12 protein-coding genes are annotated in these 12943 nt (G+C 66.5%); 3 read left to right on the forward strand and 9 right to left on the reverse strand.

The features are described 5' to 3' along the window. Window positions 1-44 precede the first annotated feature (44 nt). The 8 genes from secF to pdxT form a co-directional block, all read right to left on the reverse strand. A complete protein-coding gene (gene secF / locus QRN07_RS03690) occupies window positions 45-1061 on the reverse strand; it encodes a protein translocase subunit SecF (protein ID WP_050684640.1) in 1017 nt (338 codons plus the stop codon). Next, window positions 1061-2818, reverse strand: a complete 1758-nt coding sequence (secD, locus tag QRN07_RS03695; RefSeq protein ID WP_285240349.1) for a protein translocase subunit SecD — start codon at window positions 2816-2818, stop codon at window positions 1061-1063. Before secD ends, secF begins: the two co-directional genes overlap by 1 nt. A gap of 94 nt (window positions 2819-2912) precedes the next feature. After that, window positions 2913-3308 (reverse strand): preprotein translocase subunit YajC, encoded by a 396-nt coding sequence (gene yajC / locus QRN07_RS03700; protein WP_050684638.1) that lies wholly within the window; start codon window positions 3306-3308, stop codon window positions 2913-2915. Between the two features lie 205 nt (window positions 3309-3513). Then, window positions 3514-4602 carry a Holliday junction branch migration DNA helicase RuvB gene (gene ruvB, locus QRN07_RS03705; protein ID WP_285240350.1) on the reverse strand — a complete coding sequence of 363 codons (1089 nt, stop codon included), beginning with the start codon at window positions 4600-4602 and terminating at the stop codon, window positions 3514-3516. Beyond that, entirely contained in the window at window positions 4595-5239 is a 645-nt protein-coding gene (gene ruvA / locus QRN07_RS03710; protein WP_050684636.1) for a Holliday junction branch migration protein RuvA, read from the reverse strand. The genes ruvB and ruvA overlap by 8 nt, the downstream gene beginning before the upstream one ends. A gap of 89 nt (window positions 5240-5328) precedes the next feature. After that, on the reverse strand, window positions 5329-5907 hold the full coding sequence (gene ruvC, locus QRN07_RS03715; RefSeq protein WP_285240351.1) for a crossover junction endodeoxyribonuclease RuvC: 579 nt from the start codon (window positions 5905-5907) through the stop codon (window positions 5329-5331). Window positions 5908-5938: 31 nt separating this feature from the next. Further along, window positions 5939-6694 (reverse strand): YebC/PmpR family DNA-binding transcriptional regulator, encoded by a 756-nt coding sequence (locus QRN07_RS03720; RefSeq protein ID WP_050684634.1) that lies wholly within the window; start codon window positions 6692-6694, stop codon window positions 5939-5941. Between the two features lie 3 nt (window positions 6695-6697). Further along, window positions 6698-7408 (reverse strand): pyridoxal 5'-phosphate synthase glutaminase subunit PdxT, encoded by a 711-nt coding sequence (pdxT, locus tag QRN07_RS03725; protein WP_056598154.1) that lies wholly within the window; start codon window positions 7406-7408, stop codon window positions 6698-6700. A gap of 89 nt (window positions 7409-7497) precedes the next feature. On the opposite strand from pdxT, the gene QRN07_RS03730 reads away from it, so the two are divergent. Together QRN07_RS03730 and QRN07_RS03735 are read left to right on the forward strand one after the other, a co-directional pair. After that, on the forward strand, window positions 7498-8790 hold the full coding sequence (locus tag QRN07_RS03730; protein ID WP_285240352.1) for a Mur ligase family protein: 1293 nt from the start codon (window positions 7498-7500) through the stop codon (window positions 8788-8790). After that, on the forward strand, window positions 8787-9524 hold the full coding sequence (locus QRN07_RS03735) for a type 1 glutamine amidotransferase (RefSeq protein WP_285240353.1): 738 nt from the start codon (window positions 8787-8789) through the stop codon (window positions 9522-9524). Before QRN07_RS03730 ends, QRN07_RS03735 begins: the two co-directional genes overlap by 4 nt. 7 nt (window positions 9525-9531) lie before the next feature. On the opposite strand, the gene QRN07_RS03740 is transcribed toward QRN07_RS03735, so the two are convergent. Continuing rightward, entirely contained in the window at window positions 9532-10776 is a 1245-nt protein-coding gene (locus tag QRN07_RS03740) for a CapA family protein (protein WP_285240354.1), read from the reverse strand. 84 nt (window positions 10777-10860) lie between these two features. Between QRN07_RS03740 and QRN07_RS03745 the strand changes: the two genes are divergently transcribed. Next, complete coding sequence (locus tag QRN07_RS03745; RefSeq protein WP_285240355.1) at window positions 10861-12873, forward strand: M3 family metallopeptidase; 2013 nt, start codon at window positions 10861-10863, stop codon at window positions 12871-12873. The last annotated feature ends 70 nt before the right edge of the window (window positions 12874-12943 follow it).

Raw genomic sequence — 12943 nt, forward strand, 5'->3', positions numbered from 1 at the left:
ATGAATACGCTGTACGGCCCATCCGTGGACGTGCGGTGCCGGCCTTAGGCTGTGGCAGCCTCTGCAGCCGGCGTGTTCCCGGCCGACGCGGCGCGCCGCTGCTCAACCCGCTTCTCCTGTTTGAGCAGGTCGGGTTCCTTCTGGCGCAGCAGTGCGTACATGGGGGCTGCCACAAAAATGGTGGCAGCCGTGCCGATCAGGATGCCAACGAACAGTGCCAGCGACAGGTCACGCAAGGTGCCCGCCCCCAGCAGGCCGGCACCGATGAACAGGATGGCGCCCACGGGCAGGATCGCAACCATCATCGTGTTAATGGACCGGACCAGGGTCTGGTTGACCGCCAGGTTGACCTCCTCGGCGAAGGTACGCCGGGTGGAGGCGTCCAGCTCGGAGGTGTTTTCCCGGATCTTGTCGAACACCACCACCGTGTCGTACAGCGAGTAGCTGAGCACGGTCAGGAAGCCGATGATGGCGGACGGTGTGACCTCAAAGTCGCTGAGGGCATAGACCCCGGCCGTGATGAACATGGTCACCACCATGCCGGCTATCGCGGACAGCGACATTTTCCAGGTCCGGAAGTACAACGCCATCAGCACCGCAGCCAGCAGCACAAAGACCACCAGGCCGATCAGCGCCTGCTTTGTCACGTCAGCACCCCAGGTGGGGCCCACGAACGTGGACGTCACCTCGTCGACGGTGACCCCGTAGGCCGTGGTGAGGCCTTCCTTGATCCGGAGGGTCTCGTCATCGGTGAGTTTGTCCGTTTGGATCCGCATGGTGGTTCCGGCCACGTTGGCGACGCGCGGAACACTGCCCGCAACGACGTCCGTGACAACCTGCTCGCCCAGGGCGGCGTCCGTGCTCTGGACGTTGGAGACCGTGAATTCAGAGCCGCCCCGGAACTCGATGCCCAGGTTGAACCCGCCCTTGGCCACCGGAATGATGATGGACAGGGCCACCCCCACGGCCGCGATGATGAACCAGATCTTTTTGGCGCCCACGAAGTTGTAGGACCGCTTGCCGGTGTAAAGCTCGTTACCGAAATTGGCGAAGCTTGGCATTACTTGTTCTCCTTCGCTGCGTTCTTCGACGAGCCCGCAAGCTGCTCCTGCTTTTCGGCCAGGCGGCGTTCGGCGATGGTCATCCGGCGTTCTGCCTCTGCGGCCGCACCGGTGTTCTTCGCCCGGACCACGCCCGGTTTGTCCTCAGGGGTACGCACGCGGCCGGCACCACGGTACAGCGGCACGGCTCCGAGCTTCTTGGGGTCAAGGCCGGAGAACCGGTGGCCCTCGCCGAAGAACTTGGTGCGGGCCAGCAGCTGCAGGGTCGGGTGGGTGAACATAAACACCACAAGGAGGTCCGCCAGGGCTGTCAGGCCCAGGGTGAACGCGAAGCCGCGGACGTTGCCCACCGCTACGAAGTACAGGACCAGGGCGGCGAGGAGGTTGACGGCCTTGGAGGCCAGGACCGTGCGCTTGGCACGCTTCCAGCCGTTTTCGACGGCGGAGACCAGGCCGCGGCCTTCGCGGAGTTCATCGCGGATGCGTTCGAAGTAGACGATGAACGAGTCCGCTGTCTGGCCGATGGCAACGATGATGCCTGCCACGCCGGCCAGCGACAGCCGGTAGTTCTCAGTCCAGCCGAGGATGGCGATGGCAAGGTAGGTCAAAGCGCCTGCCACCACCAGGGAGGCGATGGTGACCAAACCGAGCGCGCGGTACTGGAACAGCGAGTAGACCACCACCAGGAGCAGACCGATGATGCCGGCCAGGAGGCCCATGCGCAGCTGCTCACCACCCAGGGTGGCGGAAATCTGCTGGTCGCTCTGGATCTCGAAGCTGATGGGAAGCGCACCGAACTTCAGCTGGTCCGAGAGGGCCTTGGCGGACGCTTCGGTGAAGCCGCCGGTGATCTGCGGCCGGCCGTCGGTGATGACTGCCAGGGACCGGGGGGCGGAGATGACCTGGTCGTCCAGGACAATGGCGAACTGGGCCTTGGGGTCGCTGCCCGACTCGCCGCCGGCCGCCACGTAGAACTGGTTCAGGCGTTCGGTGACCTCTTTGAACTTGGCCGTACCCTCGTCGTCGAACTGGATGTTCACTGCCCAGTCATTGGTGACCGCGCCCTGCGCACCCTGCTGGAGCTGGAAGGAGGACGTGACGATGCTGCTGCCCTTGACCTCCACCGGACCCAGGATGTACTTGATGGCAGGTGCGGTCTCGGTGGCGGGCTCGCAGGTGACCAGCGGCTTGGCCGGATCGGAGCGTTCCAGCTCCTCCTGTGCCGGGTTGTCGCAGTCCAGCGCCTCGAACTCGCGGTAGATCTCGGGAGTGATCCAGTTGACGTCGCTGCTGTTGGCCGGCTCCGCCGTAGGCTTCGGCAGCTGGTCCTCGGGCGCCCGGGACTCTTCGGGAACCACCGCGCCGGCACCGTTGAGCAGCACGGGGCGGAAGTTCATGTCTGCGGAGGCCTGGATCAGGTCGCGGGTTTCCTTGGACGGCACGCCCGGGAGGCTCACCACTACGTTGCGCCCGGACTGCGTGCTGATTTCAGCTTCGGAGACGCCGGAGCCGTCGACGCGCTGCCGGATGATCGAGACGGCCTGGTTGAGCTGCTCTTCGTTAATGTCCGAACCGCCCTCCACCTTGGGCGCCAGGATCATCTGGGTGCCGCCTTCAAGGTCCAGTGCCAGTTTCGGCGCCCAGCTTGCCTGCCCGGCGAGGGTCCCGCCGGCCAGGACCGCAGTCAGGACGGCGAGGATAACGCCGAGCCAGACCAGGACCCTGAGGCCTGATTTCTTAGGGCCAGTTCGTGCCATTGTCGATCTTTCTCTTATTCACGGAGGAACCGCCGGTGCATGCTTGCACCGGCGGTTGTCCGCAGCGGTAGAGGTGTGTGGGGCGGCAGCGGAACTAGCTGTCCTTTTTGCCTTCGTCGTTGAGGCGCTTCATCGTCTCGTCCGGGGTCTCCAGCGGTGCCGCGGTGGTTCCGGCCTCCTGGCCGGTGAGTGAGGAGGCGTCATCCGGTACGGCCGGGGCTTCGTCTTCCGGCACGGCCGTGGGCTCAACGACCTTGGTGACGGCCTGGCGGTGGACGGTGGCCAGGTTGCCCGGGGAGAGTTCCAGGGTGACCTTGTTCTCGGCGTCGTCGATCTCGACGATGCGGCCGAAGAGGCCGAAGCTGGTCATCACTTCAACGCCGGGAGCGAACTGCGATTGGAGTTGCGCCTGCTGCTGCTGCGTCTTCTTGTTGCGGCGGAACATCATGAAGATGAAAACGCCAAGCATGACGAAGAGGAGAATTGACATTAAATCCAAGGGAAAAATCCGTTCTTTACTTACCTAGCCGGTTTTCCGGCACCGTCGGCTTGTTCCCTCCGCCGGCCGTGCGCACGGAAACCCTGACGGATTTCCCAACAGCCCGGGGCAGCCGGAATCACGGTGGCCGCAGGAACAAAGACCCGAACGTGCCGGGCGTCATACCAGTCTAGGGGGAAAAGCTGAACGGAGCCTGCTATTGGCTCTCCGGATCCCAGCCGGACGACGGCCAGGCAGGTTCAACGGCAGGTTCAAACAGGTCCAGCTGCTCCTGGCCGAAGGCTCCGGCGGGAACGGCGTACCCCAGGTGGGTCCAGGCCGGAGCCATCGCGATCCTGCCCCGGGGGGTGCGGCCCAGCAGCCCCTCCCGGACCAGGAATGGCTCGGCCACCGTTTCCACGGTTTCCGTTTCCTCGCCCACGGCGATGGCCAGCGTGGACAGGCCCACAGGCCCGCCGCCGAATTTGGTGATAAGCGCCTCAAGCACGGCACGGTCAAGCCGGTCAAGGCCCTTTTTATCCACTTCGTACATGTCCAGGGCCGCGGAGGCTGCCCTGGCGTCGATTTGTTCGATGCCGTGGACCAGGGCCCAGTCGCGTACCCGGCGCAGCAGCCTGTTGGCGATACGTGGGGTTCCCCGGGACCGGCCGGCGATTTCGCTGAACCCTGCAGAGTTGACCTTGAGGTCCAGCAGCCCCGCCGAGCGGCGCAAAACGAGTTCCAGTTCGGAAACCGAGTAGAACTCCAGATGGCCGGTGAACCCGAACCGGTCCCGCAGGGGCCCGGGGAGCAGGCCCGCGCGGGTCGTTGCACCCACCAGGGTGAACGGCGGCAGTTCCAGCGGAATGGCAGTGGCACCGGCCCCCTTGCCCACCACAATGTCCACCCGGAAATCCTCCATGGCCATGTACAGCATTTCCTCGGCCGGCCGTGACATCCGGTGGATTTCGTCGAGGAACAGGACCTCGCCCTCGGAGAGGGAAGACAGGATGGCCGCGAGGTCACCGGCGTGCTGGATGGCCGGGCCGCTGCTGATGCGCAGCGGGGCGTTCATTTCGGCGGCCACGATCATGGCCAGGGTGGTTTTGCCCAACCCGGGCGGACCCGAGAAAAGGACGTGATCTGCGCTGCGGCCGCGCATCCTGGACGCCTGCAGCACCAGGGAGAGCTGTTTGCGTACCCGGTGCTGGCCAACGAAGTCGTCCAGGTTCTTGGGCCGGAGGGCGGCTTCAATGGCCCGTTCCTCGGGCTCCTCCCCCGCTGCCACCAGTGACGGTTCAGCCACGGCTGCCTATGCGGTTGCCGGCCCGCGCGCCGTCCTGGCCCAGCCAGCGGAGCGTGGTGCGCAGGATTTCCGCGACGTTGCCCCGGAACGAGACTTCGGGATCGTCGGCGAGGGCCTTGTCGATGCTGGCGGAGGCGTCCTTCTCGGACCAGCCCAGGCTGGTCATGGCGGCCACCACCTGCGGCTTCCAGGCAGCTTCGGCGGCCGTGGGCACCCCTGCGGCGCCGGCCGTTCCGTGCGGCACCAGCTTTCCGGCCAGTTCCAGGACAATCCGGGCGCCAACCTTGGGGCCGATACCCGGCACCTTGGTGAAGGTTTTGCTGTCGCCACTGTGCGCAGCCACCCGGATGGCCTCCGGCTCGTGGACCGCCAGGACTGCCAGCGCCAGCCGGGGACCCACACCGCTGACGCTCAGCAGGATGTCGAAAACTTCCCGCTCGTCATCCGAGGCGAACCCGAAAAGCGTCAGTGAATCCTCACGCACTATCAGTGACGTGAACAGCTTGCCTTCCTCACCGACGTGCAGTCGGCTGAGGGTCTGCGGTGTGGCGTTGACGCTCATGCCGGCGCCGTTGAGGTCGATGACGGCCGTGGACAGGCCTACGTGGGCTACTGTTCCGCGAAGAAAACTGATCAAGGCCGTACTCCTGGTGTACTGCCGGCCGTTGTGGTCAACGCCGGCTATCCGAACATATCTACGAATACCCTAGCAAGCGGCCGGGGCAATCAGCGTCCGCGCCGCGCTTTTGCTTCCGCCTCGGCCCACGCCCGTTGGGCCGGCGTAAGCGATGAGCTGCCGGGACCCGTGGTGGCCACAGCCGCCCCGCTGCCGGCCCGCCACGCATGCGTGATGGCGAGGGCCAACGCGTCGGCGGCGTCCGCCGGGCGGGGAGGAGCGTCCAGCCGCAGGATCTTGGTCACCAGCTTGGTCACCGCATCCTTATTGGACGTGCCGCTCCCGGTCACCGCGGCCTTGACCTCGGACGGCGTGTGCATGGCCACCGGGATGCCGCGCCGCGCCGCCGCAGCAATCACCACGCCGGAGGCCTGGGCCACGCCCATCACGGTACTGACGTTCAGCTGGGAGAAGACCCGTTCCACTGCGACCACGTGCGGTTCGTAGCGGTCCAGCCAGTCATCGATGGCCAGGGCGATCACCAGCAGCCGCTGGTCCAGGGACTGCTCCGGCGAGGTGCCCACCACGCCCACACCCACCATCGTGGCGCGGCGGTTGCGTTCAACATCCACCACGCCGATCCCGCAACGGGTGAGGCCCGGATCAACCCCCAGTACCCTGAGGGTCAAGTCCGGGCCTCCGCGGCGGGGTACCGGCAGGTCACTCGGATTCCAGTGCGGCCTGCACTTCGCTGCTCAGGTCAGCGTTGCTGTAGACGTTCTGGACGTCGTCGAGTTCCTCCAGCGCGTCCGCGAGCTTCAGGAACTTCCGGGCGCCGTCGACGTCGAGTTCCACCTGCATGGACGGGACAAACTCGGCCTCATCGGTGTCGTACTCGATGCCGGCTTCCTTGAGGGCGTCGCGGATGGCCTGGAGGTCGGTGGGCTCGGAGTGGATCTCGAACGTCTCGCCGTTGTCCTTGACTTCCTCGGCGCCGGCGTCGAGGACGGCCATCAGCACGTCATCCTCGGTGAGGCCGTTCTTGGGCAGGTTCACCACGCCTTTGCGGGTAAAGAGGTAGCTGACGGAGCCGGGGTCGGCGATGGTTCCCCCGTTGCGGGAGATCGCGAGCCGGACCTCGGATGCGGCACGGTTTTTGTTGTCCGTGAGGCACTCGATCAGGAGGGCTGAGCCCTGCGGGCCGCGGGCCTCGTACATGATCTCGGTGTAGTCCACCACTTCGCCGGTGAGGCCGGCGCCGCGCTTGATGGCGCGGTCGATGTTGTCCGCGGGGACCGAGGTTTTTTTGGCCTTGGTGACAGCCAGTTCCAGGCCGGGGTTACCGGAGAGGTCCGGGCCGCCCATGCGGGCAGCAACTTCGATGTTCTTGATCAGCTTGGCGAAGGATTTGGCGCGTCGGCTGTCAAGGATGGCTTTTTTGTGCTTGGTGGTTGCCCATTTGGAGTGGCCTGACATGCTTTACGCTTCTCCTCTGATCATGCGGATAAAAAGTTCGTGGATGCGCTTTTCGCCCGTCACTTCCGGGTGGAAGGAGGTGGCCAGCAGTTGGCCGGAACGCACTGCAACAATTCTAGCGGCCCCCGGCAATGCGGCGGCGTGGGACGCGTGGCCGGCGTCGGCCGGTTCCACCTGGGCCAGGACCTCCACGCCGGGACCAACCCGCTCAACCCAGGGGCCGCGGATGAATACTGCGTGCACCGGGGCGACGCCGGTTTCCGTGGCGCTGAAGTCCAGCCCCTTGAACTCAAGGTCCGTTTCGAAGGACTCACGCTGCCGGCCAAAGGCGTTGCGCCGGACGGTGATGTCCAGGCCGCCGAAGGTCTGCTGGGGCGCACCGGCCAGGTCGGTGGCGGGATCGGCGATGTCCTGGGCCAGGAGGATCATGCCGGCGCAGGAGCCGTAGACGGGCAGGCCGCCGGCGATGCGTTCGCGCAACGGATCAGCCAGCTCAAAGGCGCGGGCCAGCTTGTCGATCGCGGTGGACTCGCCGCCGGGAATGATCAGGCCGTCCAGTCCGTCCAGCTCCGCGGGCCGGCGCACGCTGACGCCATGGGCGCCTGTCGCCTCGGCGGCGCGGAGATGTTCCCGGAAGTCGCCCTGCAGGGCGAGCACCCCGATCCGCAGGCCGGAACCCGGGCGCGCGGGAGCAACAGGTAGGGAATTTGTCATCCATCCAGCATACGGTGCGGCGGTTGCCGGGCCCGCGGATGGGGGAAGCCTGCGGCGGTTCCATGCCGCTGCTGGGATATATTCGAACCATGTTCTACATCAGTGTTCCGCTCGGCAAGCTCGTCCGCCGGGTGTCCCGGCTCCGGGGCGGCGGCTCCGCCCTTCCCGGCCTGGTGGTCGAGAAAATCGACCCCGGCTTTATGCGGCGCACGCTGACCACCCTCCCCCATGGCGTGGCGGTGGTCAGCGGCACAAACGGCAAAACCACCACCACCAAAATGGTGGTGGAACTGCTCGAAAGCCAGGGCCTGACCGTGTTCACCAACCGGACGGGCAGCAACTTCACCCGCGGCGTGGCCGCTGCACTGTTGGGTGCCGTGGATTGGCGCGGCCGGCTCAAGGCGGATGTGGCGGTCCTGGAACTGGATGAAGCCCACGCCGTGCACTTTGTTAACAGTGTTCCGCCGCGGTACAGCCTGCTGCTGAACGTGCTGCGGGACCAGCTTGACCGGTTCGGCGAAATCGATAAAACTGCCCAGCTGCTCCAGCACATTGCGGACAAAACCACCGGCACCGTGGTGCTGAACCGCGAGGACCCGCGCGTGGCGCGGATCGCGGAGACCCTGACGGGGCAGGACGTCCGCTACTTCGGCCTCGACGATTCCCTGCTCAGTACGTTCCCCAACGACGACGACATGCGCACCGCTCCCGGCAGCCCCGCCCCGGCGGCCCTGCCGGAGAAGCCTGCTGCCGACGTCGTGCTCCGCACAGTGGGTGCGGACTCCGCGGCCTTTGAGTACGACGGCGGCACCGTCACCACCGGGATGAAGCTGCGCGGTGTGTACAACATCTTCAACGCTGCCGCCGCGCTGACGCTGGCCCGCAGCATCTGCGGCGGGGGCGCCGCCACCGCGGACCACGACGCCCTGCTCGTTGCGCTGGGCAAAGTGGAACCCGCGTTCGGGCGCGGCGAAAGCCTCACCGTGGACGGCCAGCCCCTGGACCTGGTCCTGGTGAAAAACCCCAGCGGTTTCCGGCTTGGCCTAAAGTCGTTCCCCGCAGAGGGGTACGCCACGATGATCGCCATCAACGACAACTACGCGGACGGCCGGGACATGTCCTGGCTGTGGGACGTCGGGTTCGACTCGCTGCAGCCCGGCGGGGTGGACCAGCTCACCGGGTCCAGGGCCTATGACATGGCCCTCCGGCTGCAGTACGACGACGTCCGGATCGGCGCCGTCCAGCCCGAGATCGCACCCGCCCTGGCGGCATTTATCCGGGAAGCTGCCGGCAAGCCGAAACGCATTTTCTGCACCTATACGGCAATGCTGGCCATCCGCCGCGAGCTGTCCAAGATCACCACCGTGGAGGTTGTCTCATGAGCACCGGACACCAGGACAAGGGCACCCTCCGGGTCCTCCAGCTGTATCCGCGGGACATGAACATCTACGGCGACTGGGGCAATGCCCTGGTGCTGCAGCAGCGCATCGGCTGGCACGGCTACACGCCCGAGCTGCTCGAATACAACGTGGGCGATGAGTTCCCGGCCGACGTGGACATCATTGTTGGCGGCGGCGGGCAGGACAGCGGCCAGCTGGTGATCCAGGACGACCTGCAGGCCCGGGCCGTCGAATTGACGGACCTGGCCGAGGACGGCGCCCCCATGCTGGTCATCTGCGGGCTGTACCAGCTTTTTGGCAAGTCCTTCAAGACCCGGACCGGCACTGTCATCCCGGGTATCGGCATCCTGGATGTGGAGACGCTGGGCACCGATGAGCGGCTGATCGGCAACGTCAAGGTGGCCACCACCGAATTCGGCGAGGTGCTGGGCTACGAGAACCACAGCGGCCAAACCACCCTGGGCAACGGCGTCCGTCCGCTGGGCACGGCGGCGAAGGGCACCGGGAACAACAGCGCCGACGGCCATGAGGGCGCCCGCTACCGCAACATCGTGGCGAGCTACCTGCACGGCTCGCTGCTGCCCAAGAACCCTGCCATCGCCGATTTCTTGATCAGGACGGCGGCGGAACGGAAGTTCGGCAGCTTCGAACCGGGCACCCCGGACGACTCCTACGCGGTACTGGCCCGCGAACACGCCGCCCGGCGGCCCCGCTAGGAATCCCTCAGGGCTGCCGGGTCACCAGCAGCTCATGGGCGCCCGCGGCGGCTGCGCCCATGGACTCCACCACTTCGGTGGTGCGCGCCCTGGTGGCGGCGTCCTCTTCCGGGCCGGCGCAGGTGCCCTGCGGGGCGTCCGACGCCACGGAACACCACCGGTAAGGGTCCCGGACAATGACCGACGGCGCCCAGGCCAGGTCCGTGGGCGCCCATTTGCCTGCAGCGTCCTGGCCGAACTGGGCCCGGACCAGCAGGCCCTCGTTGTTGACCACATACCAGGGCGATAGCTCGGTGACCCCGTTGCCCAGGCCGTACACAATCCAGGTGCCCTTGTAATTTTCGATGGGCAACACCGAGTGGGTGTGGTGGCCGTAGACCATGCTGAACTGTCCGCTGTCCACCAGGGCGTGGGCTACGTCCTGTTGCTGGCCGTTCGGGACGCTGGCATATTCGTCGCCGGCGTGCATCACGCCCAGGACGATGTCCGCGCCCAGGGCCCGGGCCTTAACGGCCTTAGCAATCATGGCCGGGGCGTCCAGCAAGTCCACCTGCCACGGGTATTCGGCGATCTGGCCGTTCAGCCCGTAGCTGGCCTGGATGATGGCCACCTTGGCGGCCGGCGTCTGCATGATGAGGATGCCCTGGGATTCAGTTGCGGTCCGGTAGGAGCCGGTGTGCTTGAGCCCCGCGGCGTCCAGCTGGTCAAGGGTCCGGAGCAGGCCGTCCGTACCGCGGTCGATGGTGTGGTTGCTGGCGGTGGTGCAGGCCTGGTAGCCGACATTTTTCGCGGCAGTGATGATTTGGGGTGGAACGTTGAACGACGGGTACGCGGAGAAAGGCCCATCAGGTCCTGCTACCGGCGTTTCCTGATGGCAGATGGCCAGGTCACTGCTGTCGATGTAGCGGCGCTGGCCTTCCAGCAGCGGCACGAAGTCCAGGCCGGGCTTGCCCGCGGCGGCTGCGTCCTGCTGCGCCTGCTGCCACAACTGGGTGTGGACCAGCATGTCCCCCGTCACCAGGACGGTGGTGCAGCGCAGGACGGGGCAGTCGGGGCCCTGGCCCGGGGTGGGGACCGGCGCCGGAACGGTGGCTGTGGGTGTGGCCTTGGACGTGGCCGCGTTGGTTTGCGGGTCCGCCGTCGCCCGGTTCTGCTCGGCCACCAGGCCGCAGCCGGCCAGCGCCGTCAGCAGCGCTCCGGCCGAGGCTGCTGCCAGCCAGCGCCGGGAAGTTATGCCTGATGTGATCCCCATAACGCCATTCTAGGGACGGCCAGGACCCGCCGCAGGCATTTGGCCGCGTTGAGAAGCGTGCCCGGGCTGTGAAAGGTTTACCTCATGACGAACCCCCTCCTCCACCCCAGTCCCCTGCCCTATGAGCTTCCTCCGTTCGCCCAGCTTGGGCCCTCGGACTATGCGGAGGCCATCGGGGCCGGCTTGGCCGGCCAGCTCGCTGAAATCCAGGCCATCGTGGCGGACCCGGCACCGGCCACGTTCGAAAACACCGCATTGGCCATGGAAAGGTCCGGCAGGCTGCTCCACCGCGCGGCGTCGGCGTTCTTCACCCTGGTCTCCGCGGATGCATCAGAAGAGATCCGCGCCCTCGAAACCGAGCTGTCCCCGCGGTTCTCCGCGCACCAGGATGAGGTTTACCTGAACCGGGACCTCTACGAACGGTTTGCCGCCATCAGCACGGCGGACTGCGGCCCCGAGGCGGTCCGGTTGGTGGCCGAGTACCTGAAGGAGTTCCGGCAGTCAGGCATCGCACTCGACGCGGCCGGCCAGAAGCGGTTGAAGGAGATCAACGCAGAACTCGCCGCCCTGGGCACGGAATTCGGGCAGCGGGTCAAGGCCGGCATGAAGGCCGCGGCACTGCTGGTGGACGACGCCGGCGACCTCGCCGGACTGCCGGCAGACGACGTTGCCGCCGCCGCGGAGGCAGCCAACACAGCAGGGCACAACGGAAAGTACCTGCTGACCCTGATCCAGCCGGGCAACCAGCCGGCCCTCGCCGCGCTCCAAAACCGGGACGTCCGCCGTCGGCTGTTCGAAGCGTCCGTGGCCCGCGGCAGCAGCGGCGGCGCCCTGGACGTGCTGGACATTGCCCGGGCCACCGCAGCGCTCCGTGCGGAAAAGGCAAACCTCCTGGGTTTCGAGAATTACGCAGAGCTGGTGGTGGACCGGCAGACCGCCCCGGACTTCGAAGCCGTGCAGGCCATGCTGAACCGGATGGCCCCCGCCGCTGTGCGCAACGCGGACGCGGAGGCTGCCGCACTGGCGGAACAGGCAGGGCATCCGCTGGAGGCCTGGGACTGGGCGTTCTACTCGGCGAAGGTCCGCAAAGACCGCTACGAGGTGGACGAGCAGGCCCTGCGGCCCTACTTCGAGCTGGACCGGGTCCTGACGGACGGCGTCTTCTTCGCCGCCACCTCCCTGTACGGCATCACGTTCCACGAACGCGGGGACCTGTCCGGCTACCACCCGGACGTGCGGGTATGGGAGGTCCGGAACGAGGACGGCAGCGAACTGGGCCTTTTCCTGGGCGACTATTACACCCGTGAGTCCAAGCGCGGCGGGGCCTGGATGAACTCGCTGGTGGATCAGTCGGAGCTGCTGGGCACCAAACCCGTGGTCATCAATACCCTGAACATCTCCAAGCCGCCGGCCGGGGAATCCACCCTGCTGACGCTCGACGAGGTGCGCACCACGTTCCACGAGTTCGGCCATGCCCTGCACGGGCTGTTCTCGGACGTTACCTTCCCGCGGTTCTCGGGGACTTCGGTTCCCCGGGACTTTGTGGAGTACCCGTCCCAGGTCAACGAGATGTGGATCATGTGGCCCGAGGTCCTGGCCAACTACGCCCGCCACCACGCCACCGGCGAGCCGCTGCCGCAGTCCGTGGTGGACAAGCTGAACGCTTCGCGGCTGTGGGGCGAAGGGTTCGGCACCACCGAGTACCTGGGTGCTGCCTTGCTGGACCTCGCCTGGCATGTGCTGGAGCAGGCCGCCGTCCCGGACGACGCCCTGGCCTTCGAGGACAAGTCACTCGCCGCCGCAGGGATCGCGCACCCGCTGATTCCGCCGCGGTACCGGACCGGCTACTTCCAGCACATCTTCGCGGGTGCCGGCTACGCGGCCGGCTACTACTCCTACATCTGGAGCGAGGTCCTGGACGCGGAGACGGTGGACTGGTTCACCGAAAGCGGCGGTATGACCCGTGCCAACGGGGAACGGTTCCGCCGGGAACTGCTGGGCCGGGGCAACAGCCGCGACCCGCTCGATTCGTTCCGCAGCATCCGCGGCCGCGATGCCACACTCGAACCCCTGCTGAAGCGCCGCGGCCTGGAGTAACCTCTCGCCTCCCCCCTCCCAACTGACTCGCAGTTGTTGTCGTTTTGAGCCCTCAAAACGACAACAACTG

The sequence above is a fragment of the Pseudarthrobacter sp. MEB009 genome (assembly GCF_030208875.1).
GTDB lineage: Bacteria > Actinomycetota > Actinomycetes > Actinomycetales > Micrococcaceae > Arthrobacter.

Bases quoted from the DNA above. Each gene is read 5' to 3' on its own strand.
- secD (WP_285240349.1), bottom strand. From the start codon at position 2,818: ATGGCACGAACTGGCCCTAAGAAATCAGGCCTCAGGGTCCTGGTCTGG.
- QRN07_RS03720 (WP_050684634.1), bottom strand. From the start codon at position 6,694: ATGTCAGGCCACTCCAAATGGGCAACCACCAAGCACAAAAAAGCCATC.
- QRN07_RS03730 (WP_285240352.1), top strand. From the start codon at position 7,498: ATGTTCTACATCAGTGTTCCGCTCGGCAAGCTCGTCCGCCGGGTGTCC.
- secF (WP_050684640.1), bottom strand. From the start codon at position 1,061: ATGCCAAGCTTCGCCAATTTCGGTAACGAGCTTTACACCGGCAAGCGG.
- pdxT (WP_056598154.1), bottom strand. From the start codon at position 7,408: ATGACAAATTCCCTACCTGTTGCTCCCGCGCGCCCGGGTTCCGGCCTG.
- QRN07_RS03745 (WP_285240355.1), top strand. From the start codon at position 10,861: ATGACGAACCCCCTCCTCCACCCCAGTCCCCTGCCCTATGAGCTTCCT.
- yajC (WP_050684638.1), bottom strand. From the start codon at position 3,308: ATGTCAATTCTCCTCTTCGTCATGCTTGGCGTTTTCATCTTCATGATG.
- QRN07_RS03740 (WP_285240354.1), bottom strand. From the start codon at position 10,776: ATGGGGATCACATCAGGCATAACTTCCCGGCGCTGGCTGGCAGCAGCC.
- QRN07_RS03735 (WP_285240353.1), top strand. From the start codon at position 8,787: ATGAGCACCGGACACCAGGACAAGGGCACCCTCCGGGTCCTCCAGCTG.